This is a genomic window from Pseudomonas sp. VA159-2, from assembly GCF_024126635.1.
Classification (GTDB): Bacteria; Pseudomonadota; Gammaproteobacteria; order Pseudomonadales; family Pseudomonadaceae; genus Aquipseudomonas; species Aquipseudomonas muyukensis.
Map to the genome: position 1 here is coordinate 161,475 of NZ_JAMYBV010000002.1, position 15,434 is coordinate 176,908.

At 65.5% G+C, this 15,434-nt stretch carries 17 protein-coding genes; 7 read left to right on the plus strand and 10 right to left on the minus strand.

Annotated elements, in window-relative coordinates:
- Positions 1–84 precede the first annotated feature (84 nt).
- Both NJG22_RS02675 and NJG22_RS02680 read left to right on the plus strand, forming a co-directional pair.
- A complete protein-coding gene (locus NJG22_RS02675; protein WP_253092328.1) occupies positions 85–804 on the plus strand; it encodes a 1-acylglycerol-3-phosphate O-acyltransferase in 720 nt (239 codons plus the stop codon).
- A 104-nt stretch (positions 805–908) separates the two neighbouring features.
- Complete coding sequence (locus NJG22_RS02680) at positions 909–1,880, plus strand: magnesium and cobalt transport protein CorA (protein ID WP_134693741.1); 972 nt, start codon at positions 909–911, stop codon at positions 1,878–1,880.
- Positions 1,881–1,945: 65 nt separating this feature from the next.
- Here NJG22_RS02680 and NJG22_RS02685 read toward each other — a convergent pair whose 3' ends face one another.
- The gene (locus NJG22_RS02685; protein ID WP_253092329.1) at positions 1,946–2,668 is read right to left on the minus strand and encodes an amidotransferase; all 723 of its coding nucleotides are present in this window, start codon (positions 2,666–2,668) and stop codon (positions 1,946–1,948) included.
- A gap of 527 nt (positions 2,669–3,195) precedes the next feature.
- On the opposite strand from NJG22_RS02685, the gene NJG22_RS02690 reads away from it, so the two are divergent.
- On the plus strand, positions 3,196–4,002 hold the full coding sequence (locus NJG22_RS02690) for a cytochrome c (protein ID WP_253092331.1): 807 nt from the start codon (positions 3,196–3,198) through the stop codon (positions 4,000–4,002).
- Between the two features lie 101 nt (positions 4,003–4,103).
- Here NJG22_RS02690 and NJG22_RS02695 read toward each other — a convergent pair whose 3' ends face one another.
- From NJG22_RS02695 to NJG22_RS02710, 4 genes are all read right to left on the minus strand, one after another.
- A complete protein-coding gene (locus tag NJG22_RS02695) occupies positions 4,104–4,436 on the minus strand; it encodes a ribonuclease E inhibitor RraB (RefSeq protein WP_217853527.1) in 333 nt (110 codons plus the stop codon).
- 185 nt (positions 4,437–4,621) lie between these two features.
- Positions 4,622–4,858 carry a hypothetical protein gene (locus tag NJG22_RS02700; RefSeq protein ID WP_217853526.1) on the minus strand — a complete coding sequence of 79 codons (237 nt, stop codon included), beginning with the start codon at positions 4,856–4,858 and terminating at the stop codon, positions 4,622–4,624.
- A 140-nt stretch (positions 4,859–4,998) separates the two neighbouring features.
- The gene (locus NJG22_RS02705) at positions 4,999–7,074 is read right to left on the minus strand and encodes an LTA synthase family protein (RefSeq protein ID WP_253092333.1); all 2,076 of its coding nucleotides are present in this window, start codon (positions 7,072–7,074) and stop codon (positions 4,999–5,001) included.
- A gap of 184 nt (positions 7,075–7,258) precedes the next feature.
- Complete coding sequence (locus NJG22_RS02710; RefSeq protein WP_217853524.1) at positions 7,259–7,450, minus strand: PLDc N-terminal domain-containing protein; 192 nt, start codon at positions 7,448–7,450, stop codon at positions 7,259–7,261.
- A 126-nt stretch (positions 7,451–7,576) separates the two neighbouring features.
- Between NJG22_RS02710 and NJG22_RS02715 the strand changes: the two genes are divergently transcribed.
- The gene (locus NJG22_RS02715; protein WP_253092334.1) at positions 7,577–8,515 is read left to right on the plus strand and encodes a ZIP family metal transporter; all 939 of its coding nucleotides are present in this window, start codon (positions 7,577–7,579) and stop codon (positions 8,513–8,515) included.
- A gap of 216 nt (positions 8,516–8,731) precedes the next feature.
- Here the strand turns inward: NJG22_RS02715 and NJG22_RS02720 are convergent, their stop codons facing one another.
- Positions 8,732–9,262: a hypothetical protein gene (locus tag NJG22_RS02720; RefSeq protein WP_253092337.1), complete on the minus strand. Its 531-nt coding sequence runs from the start codon at positions 9,260–9,262 to the stop codon at positions 8,732–8,734.
- A gap of 61 nt (positions 9,263–9,323) precedes the next feature.
- Positions 9,324–9,845: an ankyrin repeat domain-containing protein gene (locus NJG22_RS02725; RefSeq protein WP_253092339.1), complete on the minus strand. Its 522-nt coding sequence runs from the start codon at positions 9,843–9,845 to the stop codon at positions 9,324–9,326.
- Positions 9,846–10,112: 267 nt separating this feature from the next.
- Between NJG22_RS02725 and NJG22_RS02730 the strand changes: the two genes are divergently transcribed.
- Complete coding sequence (locus NJG22_RS02730) at positions 10,113–10,385, plus strand: DUF3509 domain-containing protein (protein WP_253092341.1); 273 nt, start codon at positions 10,113–10,115, stop codon at positions 10,383–10,385.
- A gap of 78 nt (positions 10,386–10,463) precedes the next feature.
- Here NJG22_RS02730 and NJG22_RS02735 read toward each other — a convergent pair whose 3' ends face one another.
- From NJG22_RS02735 to aroC, 3 genes are all read right to left on the minus strand, one after another.
- Positions 10,464–11,000 carry an oxidase gene (locus tag NJG22_RS02735; protein ID WP_253092343.1) on the minus strand — a complete coding sequence of 179 codons (537 nt, stop codon included), beginning with the start codon at positions 10,998–11,000 and terminating at the stop codon, positions 10,464–10,466.
- A complete protein-coding gene (locus NJG22_RS02740) occupies positions 11,000–12,154 on the minus strand; it encodes an MFS transporter (RefSeq protein WP_253092345.1) in 1,155 nt (384 codons plus the stop codon). Before NJG22_RS02740 ends, NJG22_RS02735 begins: the two co-directional genes overlap by 1 nt.
- A 128-nt stretch (positions 12,155–12,282) precedes the next feature.
- Positions 12,283–13,368: a chorismate synthase gene (gene aroC / locus NJG22_RS02745; RefSeq protein ID WP_253092347.1), complete on the minus strand. Its 1,086-nt coding sequence runs from the start codon at positions 13,366–13,368 to the stop codon at positions 12,283–12,285.
- 187 nt (positions 13,369–13,555) lie between these two features.
- Here aroC and NJG22_RS02750 point away from each other — a divergent pair, with 187 nt between their 5' ends.
- Both NJG22_RS02750 and NJG22_RS02755 read left to right on the plus strand, forming a co-directional pair.
- Complete coding sequence (locus NJG22_RS02750; protein ID WP_253092350.1) at positions 13,556–14,518, plus strand: alpha/beta fold hydrolase; 963 nt, start codon at positions 13,556–13,558, stop codon at positions 14,516–14,518.
- Between the two features lie 110 nt (positions 14,519–14,628).
- Positions 14,629–15,411 carry a hypothetical protein gene (locus NJG22_RS02755; RefSeq protein WP_253092352.1) on the plus strand — a complete coding sequence of 261 codons (783 nt, stop codon included), beginning with the start codon at positions 14,629–14,631 and terminating at the stop codon, positions 15,409–15,411.
- Positions 15,412–15,434: the final 23 nt, after the last annotated feature.

Consider the following 15,434-nt stretch of genomic DNA (forward strand, 5'->3'; position numbering starts at 1 on the left):
CCAAGCTCCTATGCCACACCCAGGTTTGCCCCAACCAGTGCACACCCGTACACTGCGCGGCGACTGTCTGGTGTGAGTCGTACCATGCTCTATCTGTTTCGCATGCTCCTGCTGGCGCTGCATTTCCTGTTGGTCGGCATCGTCGGCCTGGTGATCGGCCTGCTGCGCCCGTTCAACCCTGACAACAGCCGCCTGTTCGCGCGCCTGTACAGCGTGCCGGCCGCCTGGTTCATGCGCATCAAGGTCAAGGCCGAGGTCGGCCCGTTGTGGGACCAACCGCCCGGCTGCGTGATCATCGCCAACCACCAATCCAACTACGACCTGTTCATCCTCGGCCAGGTGGTGCCGCGCCGCACCGTGGCCATCGGCAAGAAGAGCCTGGGCTGGATCCCGCTGTTCGGCCAGCTGTTCTGGCTTGGCGGCAACGTGCTGGTGGACCGCAACAACGCCTACCAGGCGCGCAAGGCCATGCAGGCCACCACCCGTACCCTGCGCGACGACACCTCGATCTGGATTTTCCCCGAAGGCACGCGCAACCCCGGTGAGCGACTGCTGCCCTTCAAGAAGGGCGCCTTCCACATGGCGGTGGAGGCCGGCGTGCCGATCGTGCCGGTGTGCGTCAGCCGCTATTCGCAGCGCCTGGGCCTGAACAGCTGGCGCCAGCGCACGGTGATCGTCCGCTCCCTGGCCCCCATCGCCACCGCCGGCCTGACCCAGCAGGACCTGCCGGCATTGATCGAGCAGTGCCGCAGCCAGATGCAGCATTGCATCGACCATATGGAAAGCGAAGTCACCGGCCAGTAACCGCTGGCCGGCACCACCCGCGCATTTCTTCATGCGCGACAGGTTGCCCTGCCGCGCGACACAGCCCAAGCTGTCTGGGTGTTCAACCAGACAAGCGGACAACCATGGGTCGAGTCGTCGCCGCGGCGGTGTACAGCGCCGGCAGGAAGGTCACCAACATCAGCCTCGATGAGGGCGCCGAATGGGCGCGCAAGCCCGGGCACTTCGTGTGGATCGGCCTGGAAGAGCCCAACGCCGAGGAGCTGGCCAACCTGCAGCGCCAGTTCGGCCTGCACGAACTGGCCATCGAGGACGCCCTGGAGAAGCACAGCCGGCCCAAGCTCGAGACCTTCGGCGACGCGCTGTTCATCGTCACCTACTCGCCAGTGCGCCACGAAGGCAAGCTCGAGTTCATCGAGACCCATATCTTCGCCGGCAACGGCTACATCATCACCTGCCGCAACGGCCACTCGAAGTCCTACGCCCTGGTGCGCCAACGCTGCGAAGCGCGCCCGCTGCTGCTCGAGCACGGCGAAGACTTCGTGCTCTACGCCCTGCTCGACTTCGTCACCGAGAACTACCAGCCGGTCAGCGAGGCCATCCACGGCGAGATCGAGGAGCTGGAGCAGAGCGTGCTGAGCAACTCGCTGCAGGAAGAGGACATCCAGCGCCTGCACAGCCTGCGCCGCGACATCCTGCGCCTGCGCCGCTACGTGGCGCCGATGGTCGAGGTCAGCGAGGAGCTGCAGCGCCTGAGCTTCCCGTTCATCGACAAGAACATGCGCCCGTATTTTCGCGATGTGCAGATCCACGTGACCCGGCAGATGGAAGACCTCGCCGGAATTCGCGACATCGCCAGCCAGACCATCGAGATCGGCATGCTGCTGGAAGCCTCGCGGCAAAGCATCACCCAGCGCAAGTTCGCCGCCTGGGCGGCGATCCTGGCGTTTCCCACGGCGATTGCCGGGATCTATGGGATGAACTTCCAGAACATGCCCGAGCTGGGCTGGCACTACGGCTATTTCACCGTGCTGGGGGTGATCGGCTTGGGCTGTTCGGGGCTGTACTACAGCTTCAAGCGATCGGGCTGGCTGTAGGGGCGGGGCCTGGCACCGGCTGCGCCGGTGTTCACGGCCCCCGCACCGCCGCGAAACGGCTTAGGTCAGGCGTTGGCCTTGGGTTGCTGGACGAAGCGCAACATCCACTCCCCCACCAAGTCCCCCTGATGCTCGGTAGCCAGGCTGGCCACGGCCTTCTCGTAGACCTCGTTGCCCAATGATGTCTGCCGCGCATCGAGCAGCGCCCGTGAGTAATCGTGGACGAACTCTGGATGCCCCTGAAAGCACAGCACCTGGTCGCGAATGTGGTAGGCGGCGTTGGGGCAGAAGTCGCTGGAAGCGATCACCGTGGCGCCCTCGGGCAGTTGCGTGACCTGATCCTGGTGGCTGATCAACAGGGTCAGCTCGGACACCTGCGGGTCCATCCATGGCGCGTGGGCAGCCAGGCTGTAGCGGTGAACCCCCACGCCCCAGCCCTTGTCGGCGCGCTCGGCCCTGCCGCCCAGGGTCAGGGCCAGCAACTGGTGGCCGAAGCACACGCCCAACAGCTTCTCGCCCCGCTCGTAGAGCTTGAGCAGGTACGCCTTGAGCGTCTGGATCCAGGGATCGTCGCCGAACGAGTCGGCCTTGCTGCCGGTCACCAGGTACGCATCGAACCGTTCGCCCTCGGCCGGATATTCGCCGTTCATCACGTTGTACACGTCAAACTCGGCGGCGATCGGCTGGCGCGAAAACAGCTGCTCGAACATCCTGCCGTAGCCCTGGTACTGCGCGATCAACTCCGGCCGCAGGACATCGGTTTCAAGGATGCAGATGCGTAACGACATAGGGGTAGTCCTGAACGACATGTGGGTGGGGTTTGCTGTAGAGACTGACGCGAAAAACCAGTACAAGCAAGTAGGATATCCGGACGGACGGTAGGCCCTGTAACCCTTGGTAACCCTGGGCGCGCACTCGTCTAGCCCAAGTGCGCCAGCGGGATGGCCAATGGCCTTTAAGCGTTCGGCAATTTGCCACTGTTTGCTTAGAACAAAGGGTTCTGAATCAGGGATGACGCGGGCCCTACTGTTGGTTGTATATCCAGACACACGAGGCAAGCAGGTTCGGCGCTTGACCAGGCCACTGCGATCGACCCGACGCGCGACAAGGAAGCCAAGGGTTATTCAGGAATAACAACAAGAAGGCGGTCCGCCATGTTCAGACAATCGAAAGTACGCCAAGCCGGGCTCATTCTCTTCGCCACGACGCTGCTGCTGATCCTGCCCAACCTTACCCGGCTGTTCGGTTGACACGGCAGTGGCCTTGGCCGCCCCTGCGCAGGTAATCTGCCAACCCTGACGGTTGGAGATTGCCCATGCGCCTGTGCCTCGCCCTGCTCTGCCTGTTGTTCGCCTTGCCACTGTCGGCGGCGCAACTGACCCTGACGCTCGAGGGGAGCAGCCGGCAGTGGCAAACCGCGCAACTGCTCGCCCACCCGCAAGCCCGCGACCTCGAGATAAAGCAGGACGTTGCCTACAAGCGCACCATGCACTACCGCGCCATTCCCCTGGCCGTGCTGCTCGAGGGCGTGCAACCGGGCGATCACCTGCAGGCCGTGGCGCTGGACGGTTTCGCCGCGGAAATGCCTGCCGGGCCCTTGTTGCAGGCGGGGCCGGCCCAGGCCTGGCTGGCCATCGAGGACCCCAGCCAGCCCTGGCCACCCCTGGCCAAGGGCAAGCCCGGGGCCGGGCCGTTCTACCTGGTCTGGCACAACCCACAGGCCAGCGGCATCCGCCCCGAGCAGTGGCCGTTCCAGATCGCCACGATTCGCCGGCTGCCCGCGGTCGAAGCGCGCTTTCCCGCCCTGCTGCCCGACCCGGCACTGGCTGCCAACGACCCGGTGCGCCAAGGTTTTGCCCTGTTCCAGCAGAACTGCCTGGCTTGCCACCGGCTCAATGGCGCAGGGGATGCGCAATTCGGCCCGGACCTGAACCTGCCGCACAACCCGACCGAGTATTTCCAGCCGGCGTTCCTGCGCCAGTACATCCGCGACCCGCAAAGCCTGCGGCACTGGCCCCAGGCGAAGATGCCCGGCTTTGCCCTCCAGGTGCTGAACGAGCAGGAGCTCGATGCCTTGCTGGCCTACCTGGGGCACATGGCCGGGCGCAAGGTCCAGCCGTAGGCGCCTGGTTCGCCAGCAAGGCTGGCTCCTGCCGGTCCAAAGCGCACGGCAATCGCGCAGGAGCCGGCTTGCCGGCGAACACCGGCATCGCCGGTGCCATTCTAGGCGATGGGCCGCTCCTGCTTGACGCCCCAGCCCTCGACCTCGCCGCCATAGGGCGACACGACCAGTTCGAAAGCCTGCTCGAAAGCGCCGATACCACCATGGGTGGCGTACATGACCTTGCTCAGTTCCAGGTGCCAGGCGCCGTCGTCACGCTCGCTCACCTGGGCGTTGAGCGACTCGCCGCGAAACTGCCCAGCCGCCCGGCGCGCACCGGCCTCGTCGGGGAACACGGCATAGAACTCGATGGGATGGATACGGGTGAAATCGAAACCGCCAGCTTTCATCTGGCGCAAGACGCTGCTGCTGATATCGTCGTTCGAGCTGCTCATGAAACGTCCTCCTGCAAAGCAATGGATAGACTTTCCGTGCACAACGCACCTGCCTGGCAACAAGGTCATGCCTGACATTACGAGCGGATTGCGAGACGCGAATGTAGACGGCGGCGGCCCGCAGAGAAGACCGGCGCCTGATTGCAGCGTAGTGCCTGTACAGGCACTACGCCAGACAGGGCGCTTCAGGGCGCTTCGCGGATGGTGGTAATGATCACCCCGCTCTGCTCCTTGAGCCAACGCGCCGTGGGGGAATAACTGCGGTCCTGGAAGTCGTTGAGGTCCAGCTCGTCCATCAGTGGAAACAGCCGCGAGCGAATCGCCCGCGCGGCGTCTTCCTCGCTGGGGCGCTGCTCGGCGTTGAGCAGCAAGGTTTGCGGTTCGCCCTTCTGGTTGGCAAAGCTGACTTCCCACGCTTTCATCGATCAGCCCTCGCTGGAAACGGTGAATGACACTCCGTACTAGCTTGACCATGGGCAGCAGGCGATGTTCAGCCGGGTGCATGAAACCCATGAAAAAAGCCCGCCGGGCAGCGGCGGGCTTGCTGATGACGGCGACCGGCTTACTTCGGCGTGCCGTGGACGACACCGGCGGTGTTGTCCAGCAGGCTCTTGGTCGCGGTCTGGATATAGGCCTCGAGCCGTTTGAGCATTTCTGGCTGGTCCGGGCTTTCGATCAGTTCGGCCTTGAACTCGCGGCCCAGCTGATAGCGGTACAGGCGCGGGGTCATGTCCTTGGACTCGATGAGGATCCGGTCGCCCTGCACCAGGCCAACGATCTGCTCGCTGCCGGACGGCTTGATCATGCCCACGCCCTGGTCGCCCTCAGGCAAGTTGAGCAGGTCGCGGCCCCAGCACTGGTGGCGGGCATGGCCACCGAGGCGGCCCATGATGGTCGGCACGATGTCGACCTGGGTACCCACGGTATGGTTGACCGCGCCGAATTTTTCCTGGATGCCAGGGGCAATCAACAGCAGCGGCACGTTGAAGCGACCCAGGTCCAGCTCGGTGACCTGCTGATTGTTGCCAAAACCATGGTCGCCGACGATGACGAACAAGGTGTCCTTGAAGTAAGGCTCCTTGCGCGCCTTCTCGAAGAACTGGCCCAGCGCCCAGTCGGAATAGCGCATGGCGGTGAGGTGTTCGTCCAGGCGGCCGTGGCCGGTGACCTTCTCCACCGGCAACTCGGCGGGCAAGGCGTACGGCGTATGGTTGGAGAGGGTCTGCAGCAGCGCGTAGATCGGTTTCTTGCCGTCGTGCTTGGCCAGCTCCTGGTTACCCCGGTCGAACATGTCCTGGTCGGACACGCCCCAGGTCGGGTCGGAGAACACCGGGTCGACGAAATCGTTGCGGCCGATGAAGGTGGTCATGCCCTGGTTGCCGAAGAACCCGGACTGGTTGTCCCAGGCGAAGTCACCGTTGTACACGTAGACATCGTCGTAGTCCCGGGCGCTGAGCAACGCCGGCAGGCCAGACAGCTTGTGGCCGCCCTCCGGGGTCTGCATCAGGTACTCGAAGCCTGGCAGGTTGGGGAAGCAGGCCATGGTAGCGAACATGCCCTGGTGGGTATGGGTGCCATTGGAGAAGAAGCGGTCGAACAGCAGGCCTTCCTTGGCCAGCTTGTCGAAGTACGGGGTGATGTTGGCATCGCTGCCCAGGGCGCCCACCGAGTGGCCGGCGAAGCTCTCCATCAGGATCACCACGACGTTCTTGATCCCCAGGGTGTTCTTTGCTGGAGGCAGGAAATCACGGCGCACCGGCGCCTCGTCGGCATCGACCAGGGTGTCGTTGGCGGTCAACAATTGTTCGCGCACGGTCTGGGTGGCCAGCGCCTGGTCGAGCACGGGCTTCCAGATGTTGGCGCGGTCCTCGCCGAAACGGCTCTTGGCGGCATCGATCAGGGTCAGGGTGCCGTTGAGGCCGAGCTGGTTGACGAAGTTCGAGTCGGTGGTGAAGGCGTCGCCCCAGCGCATCGGTGGCCCCTGGCGCAGGGTGCCACGGGCAGCGACCACCGCCACCAGCAGCACCACCATGAACACTGCCAGGCGGCCATACCACGGCGCCATCGAACGGCTGGCGCCGCCAGCGGCAGCTGCCGTGCCACGGGTCGTGCGGTCGACGCCCTTGAACAGCAGGCTCAGCAGCCAGGTGCCGACCAGCCAGGCCAGCAGGTAGCGGACCACGGGGAAACCATACCAGAGCATGCTCAGCACGGTCTTGGGGTCTTCCTGGATGTATTGGAACACCAGGCCATTGAGGCGCTGGTGGAACTCACGGTAGAAGTCCATCTCCATCAGGCCGAGGAACATCACCACGCTGGAGGCCAGCGTCAGCCACAGGCGGAGCAAGCCACGCCGGGCCATCAGCCAGGGGCTGAGCAGTGCCAGCAGCAGCGGAATGCTGATGTACACCACCACGCGCAGGTCGAAGCGCAAGCCGTTGAAGAAGCCTTCGGCAACCGTGGCGGCGGGCGTGTCGCCGACCATGTCGCTGTTGTAGACCAGCAGCGCCAGGCGCACCAGGCTGAGCATCAACATGATCACCAGGGCGCTGAGCAGCGTGAAGGCCAGGTGGGATTTCAGGCTTGGCGAGAACGAGCCTCGCGCAGCCTGTTGCTTCAAGGCGTCCGTGTTAGCCATGAATGGAGAGGTCCTAGGATTGCGGTTTGCGGGAAGGCGAGAGTCGCCTGCAGCCTTGTGCGACCGTCTAGCTTGGCCACCGACCAAGGCCGCATTGTGCGGCGCGGATTTTCAAAAATCGAGTGTGAAAATTTTGTCGAGAGCAGCCTGCCCTTACAAAGTTACACAGTTGCCCGGGGAGGCCTCAGATACGCACATTGCCCCGTGGCCCGGCGATGGCCCAGATGATCAGCCCCAGCACCGGCAACAGGACGATCAGCAAGATCCACAGCACCTTGATGCCCACCTCGGCACCGCTCTTGAGCACGTTGAGGATCGCCCAGATGTCCAGGGCCAGGATGATCAGCCCAACCAGGCTATTGAAGGTAGAACCCATGTCGTAGCTCCCGTGCGATGTGCCTGGTGCACAGCATAGCCGCCTATGGCGGCGATAGAAGGGAATCCTTGGCCAGTTGCGCAGGTCACTGGCTAGACTGCTGTCATTCATTGTTTCGAGGTCCGTATGCCGCCTGCCCACGCCCACAGCCCCGCCCCCATGTCCTTGCTCAGCGCCTGGCGCCAGCAGGCGCTGAGCACTCCCTGGCTCAGTGCCGGCCTGGCCCTGAGCCTGCTGGTGGTCGTCGCCCTGCTGTTGGCGAGCATCTGGAACGCGGTCAACGGCGACCACGCCGACAACCTGCACCTGGCGCTGCTCGGTGGTTTGTCCGGCTTCGGCGCCACGGCGCTGGGTGCGGTGCTGGCGGTGATCCTGCGCGATGTCAACGCCCGCACCCAGGACGTGATGCTCGGCTTTGCCGCCGGCATGATGCTCGCCGCCAGTTCGTTTTCGCTGATTCTGCCAGGCCTGGACGCCGCCCGTGAAATCACCGGCAACGGCCCGGCGGCGGCTTTCACCGTGGTGCTGGGCATGGGCCTGGGCGTGCTGTTGATGCTCGGCCTCGACCGTTTCACCCCGCACGAGCATGAAAGCACCGGCCCTTGCGGGCCAGAGGCCGAGCGCCTGAGCCGGGTCTGGTTGTTCGTCCTGGCCATCACCCTGCACAACCTGCCTGAAGGCATGGCCATCGGCGTGAGCTTCGCCAATGGCGACATGAATATCGGCTTGCCGCTGACCAGCGCCATCGCCATCCAGGACATCCCCGAGGGGCTGGCCGTGGCCCTGGCCTTGCGGGCCACCGGGTTGTCGAACCTGAAGGCGGCACTGGTGGCGATCGGCTCGGGGTTGATGGAGCCGCTGGGGGCGGTGATCGGCCTGGGGATTTCCACCGGCTTTGCCCTGGCCTACCCGATCAGCATGGGCCTGGCGGCGGGGGCGATGATCTTCGTGGTGTCCCACGAGGTGATCCCGGAAACCCACCGCAACGGGCACCAGACCGCGGCGACGCTGGGCTTGATGGGCGGGTTCGCGGTGATGATGTTCCTCGATACCGCGTTGGGTTGAGCGCTATCCATACATACCGTAGGAGCTGGCCGGCGAACACCGGCGCTGCCGGTGCCGTCCTCCGCGTCGCCTGGTTCGCCAGCAAGGCTGGCTCCTACAGGTATTGCAGGCCGTAAGCGTTGTAGGAGCCGGCCTTGCCGGCGAACACCGGCATAGCCGGTGCCATCCTCCGCGTCGCCTGGTTCGCCAGCAAGGCTGGCTCCTGCAGAACGTTGATTAGACGTGCACCGCCACCTTCAAGGCTTCCAGCGCCGGCTCCACCTTGATGCCGACGGCCTCGCCCAATTCCAGCACACGGGCCAGGTCGTTCTGCCCCACCATCACCATCTGTAACTCATCGTCGAGCAACTGGCTGAAGTTCAGCAGCACATAGCCGCCAGCCTCCTTGTTCAGCGCGCCCATCTGCACCTGGATGCGATTGAGCGCGGTCAGCGCCTCGGTGCGCGCCAGCTGCTTGGGCTTGAGGGTGAACGGCACGCTCTTGTCGAACGAGTCGCTGATCTGCTGGAACAGATCCTGGTAGCTGTCGGCCTGGAACAGCACGGTGTCCGGCAGGCTGCCGACCACCACCCATTCCCCCAGGCAAAACGGGAAGCTGTCATCGTAGTTGATGTCGGGGTTGGCGGCCAGGAAGGCGGCGGGGTCGGCATAGGCCTGGGCGGCTTCAGCGGCGATGCGCTCGATGTCTTCCTCGCGCATGCAGCCGGCGCCGACGAGGCGGATGAATTCGAGCAACTGGTCTTTCATTTGGGGGCCCTGCGCATTGGCGTAAAAGGCGCCAAGGATAGCCGCAAACGCCCCCGAACGGTTAGCCGGCCTGCGCCTCGAGGCGCTTGGCGGCATCGAGCGCACCCATGGTGCGAGCCGCCATCAGCGCGGTGGCCCCAGCGGCGTCGCGGTGCGCCGGGTCGGCGCCCTGGGCCAGCAGGTAGTCGATGATCGCCAGGCGATTGAACATCGCCGCCAGCATCAAGGCGGTGCGGCCATCGGCGGCGGCGGCATCCACCGGCACGCCGTGTTCGAGCAATAGCTGGATCATCGCCAGGTCACCCTTGAACGCCGCGCCGGCGATGGGCAGCTGGCCGTTGTCGTTGGCGATCAGCGGGTCGGCGCCCTGTTCGAGCAGCACGCGCACGGCATCGTGATGGCCGTGATAGCTGGCCAGCATCAACAGGGTATCGCCCTTGTGGTTGCGCAGGTCGGCCGGCAGGCCACTGGCGAGCAGACGCGCCAGCATGGGCGCGTCACCGCGGCGGGCACGCTCGAAAACCTCCTCGGCGAAGGCGGCGGTTTCCTCGTCGGTCATAGTGGCGGGCTGTTGGTTGGACATCGTGAACCTCCTGGTAATGGCGTGGGCCCAAGTGTTGGTCAGGCAGCCGCCACGGGTCAAAGGTTCAGATTCTATGGGGTGCACAGAGCCAGGCTATCACCGTGCAAATTGCACTGTGCAAAATGCACGACCATGCACAATGCAATGGCGAACAATCCAAAAACAATCACAAATCATTGATTTATAAGGATTTTTATACAAATAAAACCTGGCATGGTCACTGCAACATTCAACTCACGTCTGCCCACACAACAGTCAGGAGTTGATATGGACCTCATCCAGGAAAAATTCGCCTCGGTGTTCGCCGCCTACCAGGTCACCACCCAATCCCGCCCGGACGGCGGCGTCCTGCTGACCCTGCGCGCCGCCGACGGCGTGGTGACCCGCCGCGTGCTGTCGTACGCACAACTGCACAGTGCCGAACAGCTATCCTGGGCCATCAGCGCCATTCGCCGCGACCTGGCCGAACAAGCCAGCGAACTGCCCGTGATCTCGCGGCTGCAAAGCCAGCAGCGCTTCGCCCTGCCAACCTATCGCTGATCGCGGCCCCCCTTCGCGGGGCGCTCCCCGGCCACCCAGGGACTCAGTGGCAGAGGAGCGCCCCGCGAGCCATTTCCCTCAGAGCTCATCGAGCCGCAAAAACTGCCGGGCCGCAGAATCGCCGGTAAAGCGTGGGTGCACGCCTTGTTCGCTGGCGAACAGGCGCAGCGCCAGGCAGAACGGGTTGTCGCCCAGGTCCAACCAGCGGCGGGTACCGCCGGGCACCACCAGCAGGTCGTCCTTCTCGCATAGCAGCGCGTAGACGGAGCCACCCAGGCGCAGGCTGACTTGGCCGCGGCCGCTGATCACCGCGAACACCTCCTCGCTGTCATGCACATGCTCGTCGCGCAGGTCGGCCTGGCCCGCTGCCTGGCCATCACGGCTGAACACGGCGAAGCTGGCGCTGCCATGCTCGGTCATCAAGCGGTCCAACGGTTCGCGGCAGGCGTCCAGCACTTCCTGGGTGCTGCTGCCCGGGCGCAGCCGCGCGCCAGGCTGCCAGCGACCGAAGCGCACGCCCTGTTCGGCCAGGGTCGCGGCGATGTCCTCGTGGTGGGTCAGCACCTTGTGCGGCAGGTCCGGGCTGGAGGGGTCGAATACGCTGAGGATGCTCATCAGGTGGATTTCCTGCTTTCTTCAAGACAAAGGGCAATGATAACGGCTGCGGCCAGCGCTGCGACGCTGGCCATACCAAAGGTGAAGTGCGGGCCCAGCAGTTTCCAGCTGTAGCCCGAGTACAACGCGCCCAACGCACCGCCAGTACCCGACAACGCCGCGTACAGCGCCTGGCCCTGGCCTTGCTGGCGGGCGCCGAAGCTGGCCTGGACGAAGGCGATGCTGGCGGCGTGGAAGCAACCGAAGGTAGCCGCGTGCAGCACCTGGGCGAACACCAGCAGCGCCGGTACTTCGGCCAGGTTGCCCAGCAGCAGCCAACGCAACGTGGCCAGCAGGAAACTCGCCAGCAGCACCCGCCGCACCGAGAAGCGCGCGAAGATTCGGCTCATGGCCATGAAGACCAGCACCTCGGCCACCACCCCCAGCGCCCACAGCAGGCCGATGGCGCCACGGCTGTAGCCCAGGTGTTCCAGGTGCAGGGTGAGGAAGGTGTAGTACGGCCCATGGCTCAGTTGCATCAGCGCCACGCAGGCATAGAACGCCAACACCCCAGGCGCCCGTACCTGCTTGAGAAAGCCCCCGGCTGCGCGCCGTTCGGCATGCTCCGATGGCTGCGCGTTGGGCACCCACAGGCTGGCGACGACGATCCCGGCCATGATGGTTACCAGGGCCACCGGGTAGATGTCCAGGCTCAGCCATTCGAACAACCGGCCCAGGCCGACCACGGCGAGGATGAACCCGATCGAGCCCCACAACCGCACCTGGCTGTAGCGGGCGGTCTGGCCATGCAGGTGGGCCAGGGTGATCACCTCGAACTGCGGCAGCACCGCATGCCAGAAGAATGCATGCAGGGCCATCACCAGCGCCAGCCAGGCGTAGCTCTTGGCAAAGAAGATCAACGAGAAGGTCGCCAGGGTCGCCAGCGCGCCCAGGCGCACGATCAGCAGGCGCCGGCCGCTGCGGTCACCCAGCCAGCCCCACAGGTTGGGCGCCACGCAGCGCATCAGCATGGGGATGGCCACCAGCTCGCCGATGCGTGCCGGGGAGAAACCCAGGTGGTCGAAGTACAGCGCCAGGAATGGCGCGGTGGAGCCGAGCAGGGCGAAGTAGAACAGGTAGAAACTGGACAGCCGCCAGTAAGGAATCGGGAGCATGCTTCAAGCCCGTGGGGGCGCTGCGCGCCCCTTTCGCGACCCAAGGCCGCTGTCACAGGATTCGCATGCAGCCTGTGACAGCGGCCTTGGGTCGCGATGGGCCGCAAAGCGACCCCAGGATGATTCGCTCAACGCAAGACCGGCGTGTCTACTCGAACCTCGGCATTCTGCGCCCGATGGCGCAGCAGGTGGTCCATCAGCACGATGGCCATCATCGCCTCGGCGATCGGTGTGGCGCGGATGCCCACGCACGGGTCGTGGCGGCCCTTGGTGATGACCTCGACCGGGTTGCCGTCGACATCGATCGAGCGGCCCGGGGTGGTGATGCTCGAGGTCGGCTTGAGCGCCAGGTGGGCGACGATCGGCTGGCCCGACGAGATGCCGCCGAGGATGCCGCCGGCATTGTTGCTGAGGAAACCGTCCGGGGTCAGTTCATCACGGTGCTCGGTGCCGCGCTGGGCGACGCTGGCGAACCCGGCGCCGATCTCCACGCCCTTGACCGCGTTGATGCTCATCAGCGCGTGGGCCAGCTCGGCGTCGAGGCGGTCGAAGATGGGCTCGCCCAGGCCCGGCATCACGCCTTCGGCGACCACGGTGATCTTCGCCCCGACCGAATCCTGGTCGCGGCGCAGCTGGTCCATATAGGCCTCCAGCTCCGGCACCTTGCTCGGGTCGGGGCTGAAGAAGGCGTTGTCCTCCACCGAGTCCCAGCTCTTGAACGGGATCTCGATCGGGCCGAGCTGGCTCATGTAGCCGCGCACGCGAATGCCCTGGGTGGCCAGGTACTTCTTGGCGATGGCGCCAGCGGCCACGCGCATGGCGGTTTCCCGCGCCGAGCTGCGGCCGCCGCCACGGTAGTCGCGGATGCCGTATTTGTGGTGGTAGGTGTAGTCGGCGTGGGCCGGGCGGAACAGGTCCTTGATCGCCGAGTAGTCCTTGGACTTCTGGTCGGTGTTGCGAATCAGCAGGCCGATCGAGCAGCCGGTGGTGCGCCCTTCGAACACCCCGGAGAGGATTTCCACCTCATCCGGTTCCTGGCGCTGGGTGGTGTGCCGGCTGGTGCCGGGCTTGCGTCGGTCAAGGTCGTGCTGCAGGTCGGCCAGGGAGATGTCCAGGCCGGGCGGGCAGCCGTCGACAATGGCGACCAACGCCGGCCCATGGCTTTCGCCAGCGGTGGTGACAGTGAACAGCTTGCCGTAGGTATTGCCGGACATGGACGCTCCGCGAATCAGCCTGAGGTGAACGAAAGCGCCAGTATACGGAAAACCGCGGGGCTGTGGTTGCCTGCACCGGCCTTATCGCGGGGCCAGACCGCGCCCACCAGGGCGTCTGGGCTCGAGGTCGAGAACCTTCGGCAGGGCGCAAGGTCGAATCAGCAACTTCCCACGTAGTGCCCCGTCCATGAAGTCGCGCCTTGTCGCCCTGCTCCTGCTGTTCTGCACCCACCTCGCCCATGCCGCTGCCCCGACCGTACTGCAACGCCCCATCGACCTGGACACCGGCCATGGCGTGCTGCACGGCAGCCTGCTGCTGCCCCAGCAGGCCACCCCGCCGCCAGTGGTGCTGATCATCGCTGGCTCCGGCCCCACCGACCGCGACGGCAACAACCCGGCCGCCGGGCGCATCGACAACCTCAAGCGCCTGGCCCTGCTGCTGGCCGGCGAGCATATCGCCAGCGTGCGCTACGACAAGCGCGGCGTGGCCGCCAGCCAGCCGGCCAGCCCCGACGAGCGCGAGCTCAGCGTCGAAGGCTATGTCGCCGATGTGGTGGCCTGGGGGCAGGCGCTGCGCCACGACCCGCGCTTCGGCCCATTGATCCTGGTCGGCCACAGCGAAGGCGCGCTGATCGCCAGCCTGGCCGCCGAGCAGGCCGGCGCCAGCGCAGTGATCACCCTGGCCGGCAGCGGCCGCCCGGTGGCCGATGTGCTGCGCGAGCAGTTGGCCCAGCGCCTGCCTGCGGCGCAACTGGCCGCGGGCGTGGCGCTGATCGACCGCCTGCAGGCCGGGCAGACCAGCCTCGATGTGCCCGCGCCGCTGCGCCAGGTATTCCGGCCCAGCGTGCAGCCCTACCTGATCTCGCTGCTGCGCCAGGACCCGGCAGCGGCCTTCGCCCGCCTCAAGGTGCCGGCGCTGATCATCCAGGGGCGCAACGACGTGCAGGTCGACGTGGCCGACGCTGAGCGGCTCAAGGCAGCCAAGCCCGATGCCGAACTGGCCTTGATCGACGGCATGAACCACATGCTGCGCATCAGCCCCAGGGACATGCACCAGCAGCGCGACAGCTACCGCAATCCCGAGCTGCCACTGGCGCGCGAACTGGGGGAACGGATGGTGGCCTTCATCCGCGGATTGCCTGCGACGTGACGAGCAGGCTCAGGTCTTGGCGGCCTCTGCCGATAACGCGGACAACAAGGCGATGATCGCGGGCGTGCCACGGCGATCGATCAGCCGCCGTGCACCTGAGGAAACCCCTGATGACCGATGCCCCCGCCGCCGAGGCGACTGAAGAACAAGCGCCAGAAAGCGCGCCGCTGCCCTGGGCGGACCTTGCCGCCGAACACTTCCAGCTGTTGCGCCTGGCCCCGCTGCCCACCGACCGCAACAGTGGCGCGCGCCCGCTGCGCTTCGTCCAGTTTGGCTATGCCGAGCGCCATGACAAGGCCCACAGCCTGCTGCGCATGGAGATCCGCCTGCCCGGGCAGAAGACCCGCAAGGAACAGAACCAGCTGGATGTGCGGGTCGACCACGAGCAGCGCCTGGTGCGCATCGGCGATACCGCCGGCCTGCAGCTCGAACCGCTCAACCGCGGGGTCGGCCGCTACCTGCTGGGCCAGGCGGTGCAATGGCTGCAGCAGCGTTGCTCGCACTATCAGGTCGAAGGCATGAGCCTGCCGAACAAGGACGCCCTGAACGAAGACACCCGCCTGCGCCGCGACCATGTGCTGGCCAGCATCGGCCTGCCGGTGGAATACACCGATGGCCAGCTGCTCAAGGGCCGCGTGGTGGAAACGCCGGTGGGCCAGCTCAAGGGTGGCTGGAATACCGAGAAGGTCCAGCGCGTCGATATCCTCGAGGCGGCCGGCATGCTGCAACAGGCCGAGCAGAACCTGGCCGAGAAGGAAGCCCAGTTGCGCGAGCGTGACGAGCGGGTGGCCAAGTACCGCCGTGAAGACAGCGGGCTGCGCTTCACCATCACCTGCCTGGTGGCGTTTGCGGTGTTCCAGGCAGGCTTGCTGATCTGGATCGCCACCCGCTGACCCGCCCCACGCGATCCCTGTAG

Coding starts and splice junctions, on each gene's coding strand:
- NJG22_RS02720 (WP_253092337.1), bottom strand. CDS start 9,262: ATGAAAGACCAGTTGCTCGAATTCATCCGCCTCGTCGGCGCCGGCTGC.
- NJG22_RS02715 (WP_253092334.1), top strand. CDS start 7,577: ATGCCGCCTGCCCACGCCCACAGCCCCGCCCCCATGTCCTTGCTCAGC.
- NJG22_RS02710 (WP_217853524.1), bottom strand. CDS start 7,450: ATGGGTTCTACCTTCAATAGCCTGGTTGGGCTGATCATCCTGGCCCTG.
- NJG22_RS02690 (WP_253092331.1), top strand. CDS start 3,196: ATGCGCCTGTGCCTCGCCCTGCTCTGCCTGTTGTTCGCCTTGCCACTG.
- aroC (WP_253092347.1), bottom strand. CDS start 13,368: ATGTCCGGCAATACCTACGGCAAGCTGTTCACTGTCACCACCGCTGGC.
- NJG22_RS02725 (WP_253092339.1), bottom strand. CDS start 9,845: ATGTCCAACCAACAGCCCGCCACTATGACCGACGAGGAAACCGCCGCC.
- NJG22_RS02700 (WP_217853526.1), bottom strand. CDS start 4,858: ATGAAAGCGTGGGAAGTCAGCTTTGCCAACCAGAAGGGCGAACCGCAA.
- NJG22_RS02695 (WP_217853527.1), bottom strand. CDS start 4,436: ATGAGCAGCTCGAACGACGATATCAGCAGCAGCGTCTTGCGCCAGATG.
- NJG22_RS02675 (WP_253092328.1), top strand. CDS start 85: ATGCTCTATCTGTTTCGCATGCTCCTGCTGGCGCTGCATTTCCTGTTG.
- NJG22_RS02755 (WP_253092352.1), top strand. CDS start 14,629: ATGACCGATGCCCCCGCCGCCGAGGCGACTGAAGAACAAGCGCCAGAA.
- NJG22_RS02685 (WP_253092329.1), bottom strand. CDS start 2,668: ATGTCGTTACGCATCTGCATCCTTGAAACCGATGTCCTGCGGCCGGAG.
- NJG22_RS02750 (WP_253092350.1), top strand. CDS start 13,556: ATGAAGTCGCGCCTTGTCGCCCTGCTCCTGCTGTTCTGCACCCACCTC.
- NJG22_RS02735 (WP_253092343.1), bottom strand. CDS start 11,000: ATGAGCATCCTCAGCGTATTCGACCCCTCCAGCCCGGACCTGCCGCAC.
- NJG22_RS02730 (WP_253092341.1), top strand. CDS start 10,113: ATGGACCTCATCCAGGAAAAATTCGCCTCGGTGTTCGCCGCCTACCAG.
- NJG22_RS02740 (WP_253092345.1), bottom strand. CDS start 12,154: ATGCTCCCGATTCCTTACTGGCGGCTGTCCAGTTTCTACCTGTTCTAC.
- NJG22_RS02705 (WP_253092333.1), bottom strand. CDS start 7,074: ATGGCTAACACGGACGCCTTGAAGCAACAGGCTGCGCGAGGCTCGTTC.
- NJG22_RS02680 (WP_134693741.1), top strand. CDS start 909: ATGGGTCGAGTCGTCGCCGCGGCGGTGTACAGCGCCGGCAGGAAGGTC.